We start from the raw sequence: 12,476 nt of genomic DNA, 5'->3' as shown, positions 1-12,476 counted from the left end.
TACGATGCCAGTTGACTTGGCTGTTGAACGCGAGAAGCAGCCATGCAGCAATACTGGTGGGCAAACTTGTGGCATTGACGAACGCCTTCGCGAGCACGCTCGCACAAGGAATTGCAGTGAAAGGTGGAAGCGAACTTGCACGCGAAATCGACGATTGCCTTTTTGTTTATGCCGCGACTGATTCCTGAGGCGTTTGCCGTTTCTGGTCATGTTTGTGCTTGGCCCTGGCCATATCGTTGATGCAGTAATTGATGTGATAGAAGGTAAACAGGACTGAATACAAGCGGTTTATTCGCGGTTCGAAGTTGTGTTTGGTCAGCGTGTAGGCGCGCAAGGCTCTGCGAACTCGAAAGCACCAAGCAATGGCGATGAGCTGGGCAATGACCGTCATCGCATACCCCGTGGCTATGAACCGCGGATCAGATACGGTGAAAAAGATCCCTCCGATACCACAGAGCGCCAGATAAACGACCAGACCGGTCTGGCTCAGTGTCTTGATTTGAGTGACCTCCTCAACCACGGTTGTTGTTTTGTGCAGCCATACAACCGAGTAGAGACCCATGGTGACTACGGTCAGGAGAATGAAATGGAACGTCTTGAGATTGTTCTTTTCCTTGAGCGTCGAAATGTCAGACATGCAGCGTTTTCCCTCTTAGGCGATGTAGCGAATGGCTGCCGGGCAGCGATGAATAACGCTACCAAATTCGCGAGTGGGAAATTTCCGAGCCTTTTGGCGGACTTGTCGTCAGAGTCAGGCTGATCACGGATGCTTCTTGTAGGGATCTTCTGATGACGCAGGCGCGTCGGGCGTGGGATCCTGCGATCTTTTCGCACAAGGCATTTTTCGACTCATGACGCCGACATCCGCCGTTTCGCCCTGCATCATCCATATCGCCGCCGCCCTGTTGCTCAACGCCCAAGGCCAGACCCTGCTGGTGCGCAAGCGCGGCACCACGGCTTTCATGCAACCGGGCGGCAAGATCGAAGCCCACGAGTTGCCAGTACACGCATTGGCCCGTGAACTGGAAGAAGAACTCGGGCTGCAGATCGACCCGGCGCAAGCGATTTTCCTCAACAGTTTTTCCGCCCCCGCCGCCAACGAGCCGGGCTTCATTGTCCATGCGGAAATCTTTCAACTGACCATCGATAGCGACGTCTGCCCGGCGGCGGAAATCGAGGAAGTCATCTGGGTCGATCCGGCCACTGATCCGGCGCTCGAGCTGGCGCCATTGACACGCGAACACATCCTGCCGTTTTATCGCCGTTCACTGACTGCACTCGCCTGATCATTCCCGCAAAGGACGTTGCCATGATCCCGTTGCAAGACCTGCTGATCTTCGCCGCCGCCGCGTTGCTGATGGTGCTGACACCGGGGCCGAACATGATCTATCTGATCTCGCGTTCGATCTGTCAGGGACGCCGCGCGGGGGTGACTTCGCTACTCGGCGTGGTCGGCGGATTCTTCGTGCATATGTTCGCCGCGGCGGCGGGTTTGACGGCGGTGTTTCTCGCCGTGCCGATGGCTTATGAAGTGTTGAAATGGGCCGGTGCGCTGTACCTGCTGTGGCTGGCCTGGCAAGCAGTGAAACCCGGCGCGCGTTCGCCCTTCCAAGCGCAGCAATTGCCGCCGGACTCGACGCGCAAGCTGATCACCATGGGTTTTCTCACCAGCGCACTGAACCCGAAAATCGCCGTGTTCTATCTGTCGGTGTTCCCGCAATTCATCAGCCCTGAGCACGGCTCGGTGTTCACCCAAAGCATCGTCCTCGGCCTGATGCAGATCAGCGTCAGCTTCAGCGTCAATCTGTTGATCGCGCTGTTCGCCGCAGGCATCGCCTCATGGTTCGTGCGCAACCCGACGTGGCTGGCGATGCAGCGTTATTTCATGGGCATGGTGCTCGGTGGCCTTGCCGTACGGCTGATGCTCGAACAACGGCGGACTGCCTGACATGTGGATCGAACGGCTGGACGCCAGCCACGCCTTGGCTTACCGCGAACTGATGCTGCAAGCCTACGACCGTCATCCGCAGGCGTTCACCTCCAGCGTGCGCGAACGCGCGGTGATGCCATTGAGTTGGTGGGAGGGGCGCCTGACCAGCAAGCTCGATGTGATATTGGGTGCATTCGATGCCGGGACGTTGGCCGGGATTGTCGGCCTGGCCTTCGAACCGCGCGAGAAGGCACGACACAAGGCCACGCTGTTCGGCATGTATGTCTCGGCGGATTTTCGTCGCAAGGGGCTGGGCTTTGATCTGGTGCAGGCGGCATTGGTCGAAGCGCAAAAGCATCCGGCGCTAAAATTGCTGCAGCTCACCGTGACTGCCGGCAATGACGCGGCTTTTCAGTTGTACCAGCGTTGCGGCTTCATTCAGTTCGGCCTCGAACCACTCGCCGTGCGGGTGGGCGAAGACTACTTCGACAAGATCCACATGTGGCGCCAGCTCTGACCCACCACGACAATCCTTGTGGGAGCGAGCCTGCTCGCGAAGGCGTCCGTCCAGCCGACATCATCGCTGAATCATCCACCGCTTTCGCGAGCAGGCTCGCTCCCACAGGGAGATCTCTTGCTCTGGAGAATCAGCGTACGGCGCTGACACCATCCAGGGTCGAGAACGAGGTGTCCTTGGCGGTCAGCAGGAAATCGCGCATGTACGGCGCGTCGAGCATGTCCGTGCGAATCGCCGCGTACAGCGTCGCGAACAAGCCCTTCTCACCCAACCGTTTGCCCTTCACATAGCCGCGCGAGCTGTATTCATGCAGCGCCCAGTGCGGCATTCCGCAGACGCCACGGCCGCTGGCGACCAGTTGCATCATCATCACCGTCAGTTCCGAAGTGCGCACCTGCGCAGGTTCGATGTCGGCCGGTTCGAGGAAGCGGGTGAAGATGTCCAGACGATCACGCTCGACCGGGTAGGTGATCAGCGTTTCGGTCAACAAGTCTTCAGGAACGATGTACGGCTTGCTCGCCAGTGCATGCTGATTGGCCACGGCGAGCATGGCTTCGTAAGTGAACAGCGGCACGTAAGTGATGCCGGCAATTTCCAGCGGATCGGAGGTCACCACCAGATCCAGATCGCCGCGCGCCAGTGCCGGCAGTGGGGCGAAAGCGAAACCCGAAGCCAGGTCCAGCTCGACCTCCGGCCAGGCATCGCGGAACTGGTCTATGGTCGGCATCAGCCACTGAAAGCAGCTGTGGCATTCGATCGCCATGTGCAGACGCCCGGCGGTGCCACCGGCCAGGCGACCAATGTCCCGTTCAGCGGCGCGCAACAATGGCAGGGTGGCGTCGGCCAGTTGCAGCAGGCGCAAACCGGCGCTGGTGAAACGCACCGGTTTGGTCTTGCGCACGAACAACTGCATGCCCATGCGCTCTTCCAGCTCTTTGAATTGATGCGATAGAGCGGATTGCGTCAGATGCAGGCGATCAGCGGCATCCACCAGGCTGTCGGCTTCGCGCAGGGCGTGCAGGGTTTTCAGATGTCGGATTTCAAGCACCGGCGGGGCTCCATGAAGAAAACTTGTGACGAATGCGGGGAAGGTGAGTTTGTCTCATGACGGTGGCTTTGTCGATCTGTCGGCGAGGATCCGGCGGGCATTCGACAGACGACCGCTCGGCACTCTTCATCAAACTGTCATGCAACTGTGGCAGCGCGCTCGTACGAACTTCATCAGACTCGCGCTCTACTGGGGTGCTGCGTTTTGGTGTTTTTCATGTTCAAGAGAGTTTTTTCAGTCGCGGCCGCGTTGGCCGCGCTTTTGTTCGGGGCCGGCTCGTTTGCAGCCGGACGCTGTGATGTCAACGTGCCGACCGAGCACGCCGATCTGGCGCAGGTCAGTCTTGCCTATCAAAGTATCGGCCGCGCATCGGACCCGGCGCTGTTGCTGGTCATGGGCCTGGGAGGGCAGTTGATCCACTGGCCGGACGAAGTCGTGGTCGCGCTGTGTCAGCAGGGTTTCCGGGTGATCCGTTATGACAACCGCGACGTCGGATTGTCGACCTGGCGGCAAGCGCCGATCGAGGCCAACCTGACCTTCGAAGTGCTGCGTTACAAGCTCGGTTTACCGGTCTCGGCCCCGTACAGCCTGACTGACATGGCCGACGATGCGCTGGGTTTGATGACGGCGCTGAAGGTTGAGCAATTCCACGTGCTCGGCGCGAGCATGGGCGGGATGATCGCCCAGCACATGGCGGCAATGGCGCCGCAGCGGGTGGAAAGCCTGACGCTGATCATGACCACTTCCGGCGCTGAAGGCCTGCCGGCACCGAGTGCGGCGCTGGTGCAATTGCTCTCGCGGCGGGGCGCGCCGAATCGCGAAGTGGCACTGGAGCAACAGGCCGATCTGCTCGCGGCACTCGGTAGCCCGGCGGTAACCGATGATCGCCAGGCCTTGCTGCAACAGGCGGCGGCGTCCTACGACCGCGCGTTCAACCCCGAAGGCGTCAAGCGCCAGATCATGGCAATCCTTGCCGAACCGAGCCGGGTGGCATTGCTCAATCAGCTGCGCGTGCCGACCCTGGTGGTGCACGGCACGGCAGATCCGCTGCTGCCGGTGATGCACGGCGTGCATCTGGCGGCGCACATTCAGGGCAGTCAGTTGAAACTGATTCCGGGACTGGCGCATCGCTTTCAGGAGGCGTTCAAGGAGCCGTTGCTGGCGGCGGTGCTGCCGTATTTGCAGGCGCATCGCGAGGACACTTCGCATTGGGCTCGGGTCGATCCGGCGGCGCAGAACAATCTGCTGTAAGAGTGCGCCAGCATCCTGTCGCCAAAAAAATATCAATGTGCCACTATTGTTTGCCGCGTTGTTGCCGATAAGGCGCAGGAACGTTTTCAGACATAGGGACTTGATCCATGATTTTTCGCGCTACACGTCAATGGGCCGCGCTGGCCCTGCTCGCCGTACTGACTCTCACCGGCTGCGCCCATGTGCAACCGCCCGTGGCCCTGGACAAACAGTTCTGGGATGCCAAAGAGCCGACCATCGGTGTGGCCATTACCGTCGTACCGTCGCCGGTGCTGGCGCTGACCGGCAATCAGGGCATCCTCGATTACGCCATCAACGCCGGCGTCAACAGCAAGCTCAGCGCCAACGTCGAGACCTGGCAGGTGCGCGATCTGGAAACCCTGCCCGACGCCATCGTCGCCAAGTTGCAGGCCAAGGGCTACAAGGCCAAGCGCATTGATGAAAAGGTCGATCTGAAGACCTTCAAGGAAGTCGATTTCCGCGAGGGCTACATGACCAAGGACCTGTCGCCGATGAAAGCTGCCCACGGCATCGACCGTCTGTTGCTGGTGTCGATTTATGCCACCGGTGCCACCCGCAGCTACTACAGCATCGTGCCCACCAGCGTGCCGATGGCCCAGGTCGGCGGCCAGGGCATGGTGATCGATCTGTCGGACAACAAACTCTTGTGGTACCAGCCATTCGCCGCTGTACAGGCCGCGCAAGGCGAGTGGGACGAGCCGTCCTACACCAACCTGTCCAACGCGTTTTATCAGGCGATGGATAACAGCCGTCAGCAAATGATCGCCCCGTTCGCGCAATGAAACGTCTGGCGCTGACCCTCGCGGCGATCTCGCTGCTGGCGTTGCCTGGCTGTGCGCAGAAACCGGCACCCGAGGCCGGTTTCAAGGATCAGGCCGCCATGAGCTATGTGCAGGCACACGGGCTGAAAGTCGACGTGCAACTTCCGGCGGAATTTGTCGGCGCCAGCACGGTGATCGACAGCAAGGCGGCGGTGAACGCGGCGAATTCCAGTTACACGCTGGTGTCGAGCTCCGGCGCGGGCGCCGGGCTGGCGGGGATTCTGGTAGCCAGCCTGATCAACACGCAAATGGGTTCCGGTACGTTACAGCGCGATGCCGAAAAAGCCGCGCTGAACGAATCGCGGCCGCTGGCCGACCTGCTCGCCGGCGTGCCGTTGCAGGAGCGCTTGCAACAGCGTTTTCAGGCGGCGTCGCAGGTGTCCGGATTCAAGCAGGGGGCAGGTGCGGTCACGGCACGGTTGCTGATCGAACCGAAGCTGATGCTGACGCCCGATCGCGGCAGTTTCGTGCTGGTCAATCAGGTGCAATTACAGGATATCGCCGGCTCGCCGCTGTACCGCATGCGCATCGAAGTGGCCAGTCAGCCGATCCGTCGTTGCGGCAAGCAATGCATCGATGACGGCGCCCTTGACCTGGCCAAGGTCACCGCCGTGCTGGATGAATGCATTGATGAATCCATGCGCGTGTTGAGCGCCGATCTGATGCAACCGACGCCACCGCCGGCCGCGCAGGAAACCCTGCGTTACGTGCTCGACGGCCAGCGTGTGGTCGAGCGCGGTTATCAACTGGCGCAGAACGGCAACTACTGGCGCTACCGCAATCTCTACGGTGCGGTGAAGTCAGTGCCAGTGCCGTTCGAGGATGCTCTGTCGTCCGCGCAACTGGCCAGAGTCTACGATCGCTAGTGGCTGATGCGCGTGGGTTCAGGCATGCAGCCGGACCCACACGCTCACCAATACCGTCGCCGCCATCAGCCACGCCACCGCCGCCACGGCCAGCGATGCTTCCAGGCGCATGCGGTCGACCATCACGTACAGCGTCGCCAGATAGATAAAGTAGGGAATGATCGACCACATCCCAAACACGATCGTGGTTTTCAGATCGTCGACCGAGCGGCCTTTGCCGACGATGTAGTGCGCAATCAGGGCAAAGGTCGGGAACAGCGGTACCAGCCCGGCGATGTAATAGTTTCTGGTCTTGGACAGTGCCGCGAGGATCAGCACGACTGCGGCGCCGATCGCGGCTTTGAGAATCAGATCCATCAGTGGCTCAGCCCGTACTTTTTGACTTTATCGAACAGCGTGGTCTTGGCCATGCCCAATTCCTGGCTGGCCTGGGTCAGGTTGCCGCCGCTGCGTTGCAAGGCGTCGACCAGCAGATTGCGCTCGAACGCTTCCACCGCTTCGGCAAACGCCAGACCCTGGCCGGCGCTGGCCCCGGACTTCTTGAAGGCCGGCAGGCCGAGGGCGAAGCGTTCGGCGACGTTGCGCAGTTCGCGCACGTTGCCCGGCCAGTCGTGGCTCATCAGGTTCGACAGGGTCTGGTTGTCCAGCTCCGGCAGCGCGCGGTCGAAGCGCAGCGCCGACTGCTGGGTGAAATGCTCGAACAGTTGCAGGATGTCTTCGCGGCGTTCGCGCAGCGGTGGCAATTCCAGGGTCACGACGTTGAGGCGGTAGTACAAGTCGCTGCGAAATTCCCCGGCCTTGCTCGACTCATCAAGGTCGGATTTGGTCGCCGCAATCACCCGGCAATCCACGGCCACGCTCTGGTTCGAGCCGAGGCGCTCAAGGGTGCGTTCCTGCAGCACGCGCAGCAACTTGATCTGCAACGGCAGCGGCATGCTTTCCACTTCATCGAGGAACAGCGTGCCGCCGTCGGCGTGCTCGATCTTGCCGATGCGCCGTTTGCCGGCGCCGGTGAAGGCGTTGGCTTCGTGGCCGAAGATTTCGCTTTCAAAAAGGTTTTCCGGCAGGCCGCCGCAGTTCAGCGCGACGAACTGTTTGCTGTGGCGCCGACTGAAATCGTGCAGGCACCGAGCGACCAGTTCCTTGCCGGTGCCGGTCTCGCCTTCGATCAAGACGTTGGCCGAAGTGTCGGCGACGTTGGCGATCAGTTCGCGCAGATTCTGCATCGCTGGTGAGCGGCCGATGATCCGCCCTTCAAGGGAGTCGCGTTCAGCCAGTTGTCGACGTAGTGATGAGACTTCACGGGCGAGGCTGCGTTGCTCCAGCGCCCGCCGCGCGACATCGACCAGGCGTTCCGGCGAGAACGGTTTTTCCATGAAATCGTAGGCGCCTTTCTGCATCGCGCCGACAGCCATGGAAATGTCGCCGTGGCCGGTGATCAGCACTACCGGCAGGCTGCGATCACGCTGCTTGAGGCGGGTGAGCAATTCCAGGCCATCGATGCCCGGCAGGCGGATGTCGCTGATGACGATGCCGGCAAAGTTGTCGCCGACCTGCGCCAGCGCCTCTTCGGCACTGCCGACGCCGATGCACGGAATGTCTTCGAGGGTCAGCGCCTGTTGGCAGCCGAGCAGCACATGGGGGTCGTCTTCGACAATCAGCACACTGAGTTCAGGGTTCATATTGGCTCGGCAGAAAGAGGGCTTACCAACGGTAAACTGAGGACGAAAGTGGTGCCACCGCCGGCCGGGTGTTCGACACCCAGGTGCCCGCCGGTGGCGGCGGCGAGGCTGGCGGACAGGGTCAGGCCCAGTCCCAGGCCTTGCTCGCCGGGCTTGGTGGTGAAGAACGGTTCGAACAGATGCTTGCGCGCTTCGGCGTCGATACCGTGGCCGTTGTCACGCACCCGCAAGCGGTACTTGCCGTTGAATTCTTCACCCTCCAGCCACAGCTGCGGCTGCGGTTGCGCGTGCATGGCGTCGAGGGCGTTGCCGATCAGGTTGACGAGGATCTGTTCGAGGCGGGTCTGATCGATCAGCAGCTGCACATCGGCAAACTGCCGGTGAATCTGCAGCGCGGTGTTTTCCACGCGCGCGCCGAGCACTTGCAAGGCGGCGTCGACGGCTTTGCCGAGACTGGCCTGACCCTTGTTGTCGCCGCGCCGGGCGAACGAACGCAGGCTGGCGGTGATCCGGCCCATGCGGTCGATCAGGTCGTTGATGGTCTTGAGGTTGGTGCTGGCGACGTCGAGCTGGCCGCGCTCGAGAAAGCGCACGGTGTTGCCCGACAGCGTGCGCATCGCCGCCAGCGGCTGGTTCAATTCATGGGCGATGCTGGTCGACATCTGGCCGATGGCCGCGAGTTTGCCCGCCTGAACCAGTTCATCCTGAGCGCGGCGCAACGTCTCCTCGGCCTGGCGGCGTTCGCGGATCTGACTCTTCAGGCGTTCGTTGCTGGCGCGCAGATCGGCGGTGCGTTCGGTAATCCGACGCTCCAGTTGGCTGTTGGCTTCCTGCAACGCTTCGCGGGCGGCGAGGCGGGTGGCGAGGACTTTGCGCCGCTCGTTCCAGGCAATCAGCAGGAAGGCGAACAGGGCAAACGCAACGGCCACCAGAATGCCTTGGTTGATGGCTTCGCGGCGCAGGTCCTGCAATGGCGTGAGCAGGGTGAAATTCCACGGCGTGTCGCTCAGCAGTCGGGTTTGCGCCAGATAACTGATGTCGTCTTCGTCGGGCTGCAATTCGCTGTTGGCCGGGAAAGTCAGTTTCTCCACGCCTTCGGCCAGCGTCTCGCGGGCCAGCGGTTGCAGTTCGTTGAGCGGGAACCAGTAATACTGCAGGCTGCGGGCGAGTTTTTCCTTGATCTCATCGCTGAGCGGGATCACCGATTTCAACCGCCTGGCCGGATCGCTGGAGAGAATGATGATGCCGTTCTCATCGCTAACGAACGCTTCCAGACGCGCCCGCTGCCAGCGCTCTTCCATGGCTTCCAGACGCACCTTGACCACCGCGACACCGATGATCTTGCCGTGCTCTTCGAGGCCGTGGGCGAGGTAGTAACCAGGTTCGCCATTGGTGCTGCCAATGCCGTAGAAGCGTCCGGGCTGGCCGCGTACGGCGTCTTTGAAATAGGCGCGGAAGGACAGGTCCTCACCCAGGTAACTGTCGACATCGCGCCAGTTGCTGGTGGCCATGACCCGGCCGGTGGTGTCCATGACGTAGATGGCCCGGCTGCGGCTGCGGCGGTTCAGGCCTTCGAGGTAGTCGTTGACCGTCTGCCGGTGCTCCGGGGTCGGATCGGCCAGCAACTGCGGCACACTGGTTTCGAGTTCCAGCAGACTGGGCAGGTAGGTGTATTTGCTGATCTCGCTTTCGACCGCGCGGGCGTGCAGTTCCAACTGACGCTGACCGTTCTCGCCGAGGCTGCGGATGCCGAAGTGTTCACTGGTCCAGAAGCCGATGAAACCCAGCCCGACCATCAGGGCGATGATCAGTGGCGGCAGGAACAGATGACGGATCAGACGGGGCTTCACGGCAAGTGATGGCTCGGCAGCGCGATAAAGAGTGGGGTCGCATTTCATCACAGATGCCTTGGGTCAACCACAACACTTGTTTGTGCCTGTGGCGAGGGGATTTATCCCCGTTGGGCCGCGAAGCGGCCCCAAAACCATCACTGCGGTTTAACTGAAAGACCGCATGCACAGGTTTTACGACTGCTGCGCAGCCGGACGGGGATAAATCCCCTCGCCACAGGGGATCTCATTGTCAGGCTGCCCGCACCCCACAGACAGGGTGCGGGTGTGTTGCTTTTAGTGCTGCAGGATTTTCTCGAGGAAGTGCTGCGCGCGTTCGGAGCGGGCGCTGATGTCGCCGAAGAATTCCTCTTTCGGGCAGTCTTCGATGATCTTGCCCTGGTCCATGAAGATCACCCGGTCGGCGACTTTACGGGCGAAGCCCATTTCGTGGGTTACGCACATCATGGTCATGCCTTCGTGGGCCAGTTGCACCATCACGTCGAGCACTTCGTTGACCATTTCCGGGTCGAGCGCCGAGGTCGGTTCGTCGAACAGCATGACGATCGGGTCCATCGCCAGCGCACGGGCAATCGCCACACGCTGCTGCTGCCCGCCGGACAGTTGCCCCGGGTGCTTGTGGGCGTGCGCCGACAGGCCGACGCGCTCAAGCAGCTGCAGACCCTTTTTGGTCGCCTCTTCCTTGCTGCGGCCGAGCACCTTGATCTGCGCGATGGTCAGGTTTTCGGTGATGGTCAAGTGCGGGAACAGCTCGAAATGCTGGAACACCATGCCCACGCGCGAACGCAGTTTCGGCAGGTTGGTTTTCGGGTCGGCGATCGACGTGCCGTCAACCACCACGTCACCTTTCTGGAACGGTTCCAGGGCGTTGACGCATTTGATCAGCGTCGACTTGCCGGAACCCGACGGGCCGCAGACCACGATCACTTCGCCTTTCTTGACCTCGGTGCTGCAATCAGTCAGCACCTGGAAGTCCCCATACCACTTGTTGATGTTTTTGATAGAGATCATACGGCGAACCTTTTTTGCAGACGCTTGACCAACCGCGAGGCGGCGAAGCTGATGATGAAGTACACGAGACCGGCGAAAATCAGGAACTCATTGGAGCGGCCGATGATGTCGCCGCTGGCACGCGAGGCGTTGAGGAAATCCACCAGGCCCACGGTGTAGACCAGCGAGGTGTCCTGGAACAGGATGATGCTCTGCTGCAGCAGCAGCGGGGTCATCTTGCGGAACGCCTGCGGCAGGATGATCAGGCGCATCATCTGTCCGTAGTTCATGCCCAGTGCCTGAGCAGCACCCATCTGGCCCTTGGAAATCGACTGCACACCGGCCCGGACGATTTCGCAGAAATACGCCGCTTCAAACATCATGAACGCCACGACGCACGAGGTGAATGCACCGATCGGCGTGTCTTCGCCGGTGATCCAGCGCAGCACGAACGGCACCGCCAGGTAGAACCAGGTGATCACCAGCAGCAGCGGAATCGAGCGGAAATAGTTGACGTAGGCGCCAGCGATGCTCGACAGCAGCTTGTTGTGCGACAGACGGCACAGCGCGAGGATCGTGCCGAGAATCATCCCGCCGATCACGCCCATGGCCATCAGCTTGAGGGTCATCACCATGCCGTTCCACAAACCGGGAATGGCCGGGACGATGCCACTGAAATCGAATTCCATTATTTACCCCCCACGGAGATCAGGCCGGGCACCGCGACTTTCTTCTCGACCAGGCGCATCAGCAGCATCAGGCTCATGTTGAGGGTGAAATAGATCAGGGTCGCCAGGGTGAACGCTTCGAACAGGTTGGCCGAGAACTCGGCGGTCTGTTTGGTCTGCGCCAGCAATTCCATCAAACCGATCAAGGACGCCACGGAGGAGTTCTTGAACACGTTGAGGAATTCCGAGGTGAGCGGTGGAATGATGATCCGGTAGGCCTGGGGCAGCAGCACGTTCCAGTAGATCTGCGGCAGCTTGAAACCCATCGCGCGGGCGGCGGATTCCTGACCACGGGGCAGCGCCTGGATACCGGTGCGCACTTGCTCGCAGACACGGGCGGCGGTGAACAGACCGAGGCAGACGACAACGCTCAGGTAGGCCGAGGTGGTCGGATTGAGGTCCTGCTTGTACCACTCCTGAAGATCCGGCGGCAGCAGATCGGGCACCAGGAAGTACCAGATGAACAGCTGCACCAGCAGCGGCACGTTACGGAACAGCTCGACGTAGCAGGTCGCGATGCCCGATACGATGCGATTCGGCACGGTGCGCATGATGCCCAGCAGCGAGCCGAGCAGCAGGGCGATGATCCACGCCACGATGGCGATGGCGATGGTCCAGCCCAGACCGGAGATGAACCAGTCGAGATAGGTCTCGCTGCCCACACCGGTGGACTTGAAGAACACGCCCCAGTCCCAGTTGTAATTCATTAGGGTCTCCCCTCGATTCGATCGATGTACAAGTGCCCGCCTGGGGAACTCCGTTCCCTCCCCAG

14 protein-coding genes are annotated in these 12,476 nt (G+C 61.0%); 6 read left to right on the top strand and 8 right to left on the bottom strand.

From position 1 onward, the window contains the following. Nucleotides 1–166: 166 nt before the first annotated feature. On the bottom strand, nt 167–637 hold the full coding sequence (locus FEE99_RS26570; RefSeq protein WP_041479887.1) for a DUF4234 domain-containing protein: 471 nt from the start codon (nt 635–637) through the stop codon (nt 167–169). 214 nt (nt 638–851) lie between these two features. On the opposite strand from FEE99_RS26570, the gene FEE99_RS26565 reads away from it, so the two are divergent. The 3 genes from FEE99_RS26565 to FEE99_RS26555 are packed head-to-tail and all read left to right on the top strand — an operon-like array spanning nt 852 to nt 2,447. Next, nucleotides 852–1,286 carry an NUDIX hydrolase gene (locus FEE99_RS26565; RefSeq protein ID WP_041479886.1) on the top strand — a complete coding sequence of 145 codons (435 nt, stop codon included), beginning with the start codon at nt 852–854 and terminating at the stop codon, nt 1,284–1,286. 23 nt (nt 1,287–1,309) lie between these two features. Then, a complete protein-coding gene (locus tag FEE99_RS26560; RefSeq protein WP_041479885.1) occupies nt 1,310–1,948 on the top strand; it encodes a LysE family translocator in 639 nt (212 codons plus the stop codon). A gap of 1 nt (nt 1,949) precedes the next feature. Beyond that, a complete protein-coding gene (locus FEE99_RS26555) occupies nt 1,950–2,447 on the top strand; it encodes a GNAT family N-acetyltransferase (protein WP_041479884.1) in 498 nt (165 codons plus the stop codon). A gap of 130 nt (nt 2,448–2,577) precedes the next feature. Here the strand turns inward: FEE99_RS26555 and metR are convergent, their stop codons facing one another. Beyond that, entirely contained in the window at nt 2,578–3,495 is a 918-nt protein-coding gene (gene metR / locus FEE99_RS26550) for a transcriptional regulator MetR (RefSeq protein WP_016773382.1), read from the bottom strand. Between the two features lie 216 nt (nt 3,496–3,711). Here metR and FEE99_RS26545 point away from each other — a divergent pair, with 216 nt between their 5' ends. The 3 genes from FEE99_RS26545 to FEE99_RS26535 all read left to right on the top strand — a co-directional run bounded on the left by FEE99_RS26545 (nt 3,712) and on the right by FEE99_RS26535 (nt 6,454). Next, complete coding sequence (locus FEE99_RS26545; RefSeq protein ID WP_041479883.1) at nt 3,712–4,746, top strand: alpha/beta fold hydrolase; 1,035 nt, start codon at nt 3,712–3,714, stop codon at nt 4,744–4,746. A gap of 107 nt (nt 4,747–4,853) precedes the next feature. Next, nucleotides 4,854–5,549: a hypothetical protein gene (locus tag FEE99_RS26540; protein ID WP_024014168.1), complete on the top strand. Its 696-nt coding sequence runs from the start codon at nt 4,854–4,856 to the stop codon at nt 5,547–5,549. Then, nucleotides 5,546–6,454 (top strand): hypothetical protein, encoded by a 909-nt coding sequence (locus tag FEE99_RS26535; protein ID WP_041479882.1) that lies wholly within the window; start codon nt 5,546–5,548, stop codon nt 6,452–6,454. The genes FEE99_RS26540 and FEE99_RS26535 overlap by 4 nt, the downstream gene beginning before the upstream one ends. An 18-nt stretch (nt 6,455–6,472) precedes the next feature. On the opposite strand, the gene FEE99_RS26530 is transcribed toward FEE99_RS26535, so the two are convergent. From FEE99_RS26530 to FEE99_RS26505, 6 genes are all read right to left on the bottom strand, one after another. Then, nucleotides 6,473–6,802 (bottom strand): GlpM family protein, encoded by a 330-nt coding sequence (locus FEE99_RS26530; protein ID WP_177327026.1) that lies wholly within the window; start codon nt 6,800–6,802, stop codon nt 6,473–6,475. A gap of 8 nt (nt 6,803–6,810) precedes the next feature. Continuing rightward, nucleotides 6,811–8,088 (bottom strand): two-component response regulator AauR, encoded by a 1,278-nt coding sequence (locus FEE99_RS26525; protein ID WP_231507471.1) that lies wholly within the window; start codon nt 8,086–8,088, stop codon nt 6,811–6,813. 44 nt (nt 8,089–8,132) lie between these two features. Further along, complete coding sequence (locus FEE99_RS26520) at nt 8,133–10,034, bottom strand: two-component sensor histidine kinase AauS (protein ID WP_041479880.1); 1,902 nt, start codon at nt 10,032–10,034, stop codon at nt 8,133–8,135. Nucleotides 10,035–10,262: 228 nt separating this feature from the next. Then, nucleotides 10,263–10,997, bottom strand: coding sequence for an amino acid ABC transporter ATP-binding protein (locus tag FEE99_RS26515; RefSeq protein WP_016773390.1), 735 nt, complete (start codon nt 10,995–10,997; stop codon nt 10,263–10,265). Continuing rightward, nucleotides 10,994–11,665, bottom strand: coding sequence for an amino acid ABC transporter permease (locus tag FEE99_RS26510; protein WP_016773391.1), 672 nt, complete (start codon nt 11,663–11,665; stop codon nt 10,994–10,996). The genes FEE99_RS26515 and FEE99_RS26510 overlap by 4 nt, the downstream gene beginning before the upstream one ends. Beyond that, nucleotides 11,665–12,411 (bottom strand): amino acid ABC transporter permease, encoded by a 747-nt coding sequence (locus FEE99_RS26505; RefSeq protein ID WP_016773392.1) that lies wholly within the window; start codon nt 12,409–12,411, stop codon nt 11,665–11,667. Before FEE99_RS26505 ends, FEE99_RS26510 begins: the two co-directional genes overlap by 1 nt. Between the last annotated feature and the right edge of the window lie 65 nt (nt 12,412–12,476).

This window comes from Pseudomonas sp. ef1 (assembly GCF_007293365.2).
In the GTDB taxonomy this organism is placed as follows: Bacteria; Pseudomonadota; Gammaproteobacteria; order Pseudomonadales; family Pseudomonadaceae; genus Aquipseudomonas; species Aquipseudomonas siliginis.
The sequence above is the reverse complement of the archived record's forward strand: the minus strand, read 5'-3'. Positions and strand labels throughout refer to the sequence as shown.

Bases quoted from the DNA above. Each gene is read 5' to 3' on its own strand.
- FEE99_RS26570 (WP_041479887.1), bottom strand. From the start codon at position 637: ATGTCTGACATTTCGACGCTCAAGGAAAAGAACAATCTCAAGACGTTC.
- FEE99_RS26565 (WP_041479886.1), top strand. From the start codon at position 852: ATGACGCCGACATCCGCCGTTTCGCCCTGCATCATCCATATCGCCGCC.
- FEE99_RS26560 (WP_041479885.1), top strand. From the start codon at position 1,310: ATGATCCCGTTGCAAGACCTGCTGATCTTCGCCGCCGCCGCGTTGCTG.
- FEE99_RS26555 (WP_041479884.1), top strand. From the start codon at position 1,950: ATGTGGATCGAACGGCTGGACGCCAGCCACGCCTTGGCTTACCGCGAA.
- FEE99_RS26545 (WP_041479883.1), top strand. From the start codon at position 3,712: ATGTTCAAGAGAGTTTTTTCAGTCGCGGCCGCGTTGGCCGCGCTTTTG.
- FEE99_RS26540 (WP_024014168.1), top strand. From the start codon at position 4,854: ATGATTTTTCGCGCTACACGTCAATGGGCCGCGCTGGCCCTGCTCGCC.
- FEE99_RS26535 (WP_041479882.1), top strand. From the start codon at position 5,546: ATGAAACGTCTGGCGCTGACCCTCGCGGCGATCTCGCTGCTGGCGTTG.
- FEE99_RS26520 (WP_041479880.1), bottom strand. From the start codon at position 10,034: ATGAAATGCGACCCCACTCTTTATCGCGCTGCCGAGCCATCACTTGCC.
- FEE99_RS26515 (WP_016773390.1), bottom strand. From the start codon at position 10,997: ATGATCTCTATCAAAAACATCAACAAGTGGTATGGGGACTTCCAGGTG.
- FEE99_RS26510 (WP_016773391.1), bottom strand. From the start codon at position 11,665: ATGGAATTCGATTTCAGTGGCATCGTCCCGGCCATTCCCGGTTTGTGG.
- FEE99_RS26505 (WP_016773392.1), bottom strand. From the start codon at position 12,411: ATGAATTACAACTGGGACTGGGGCGTGTTCTTCAAGTCCACCGGTGTG.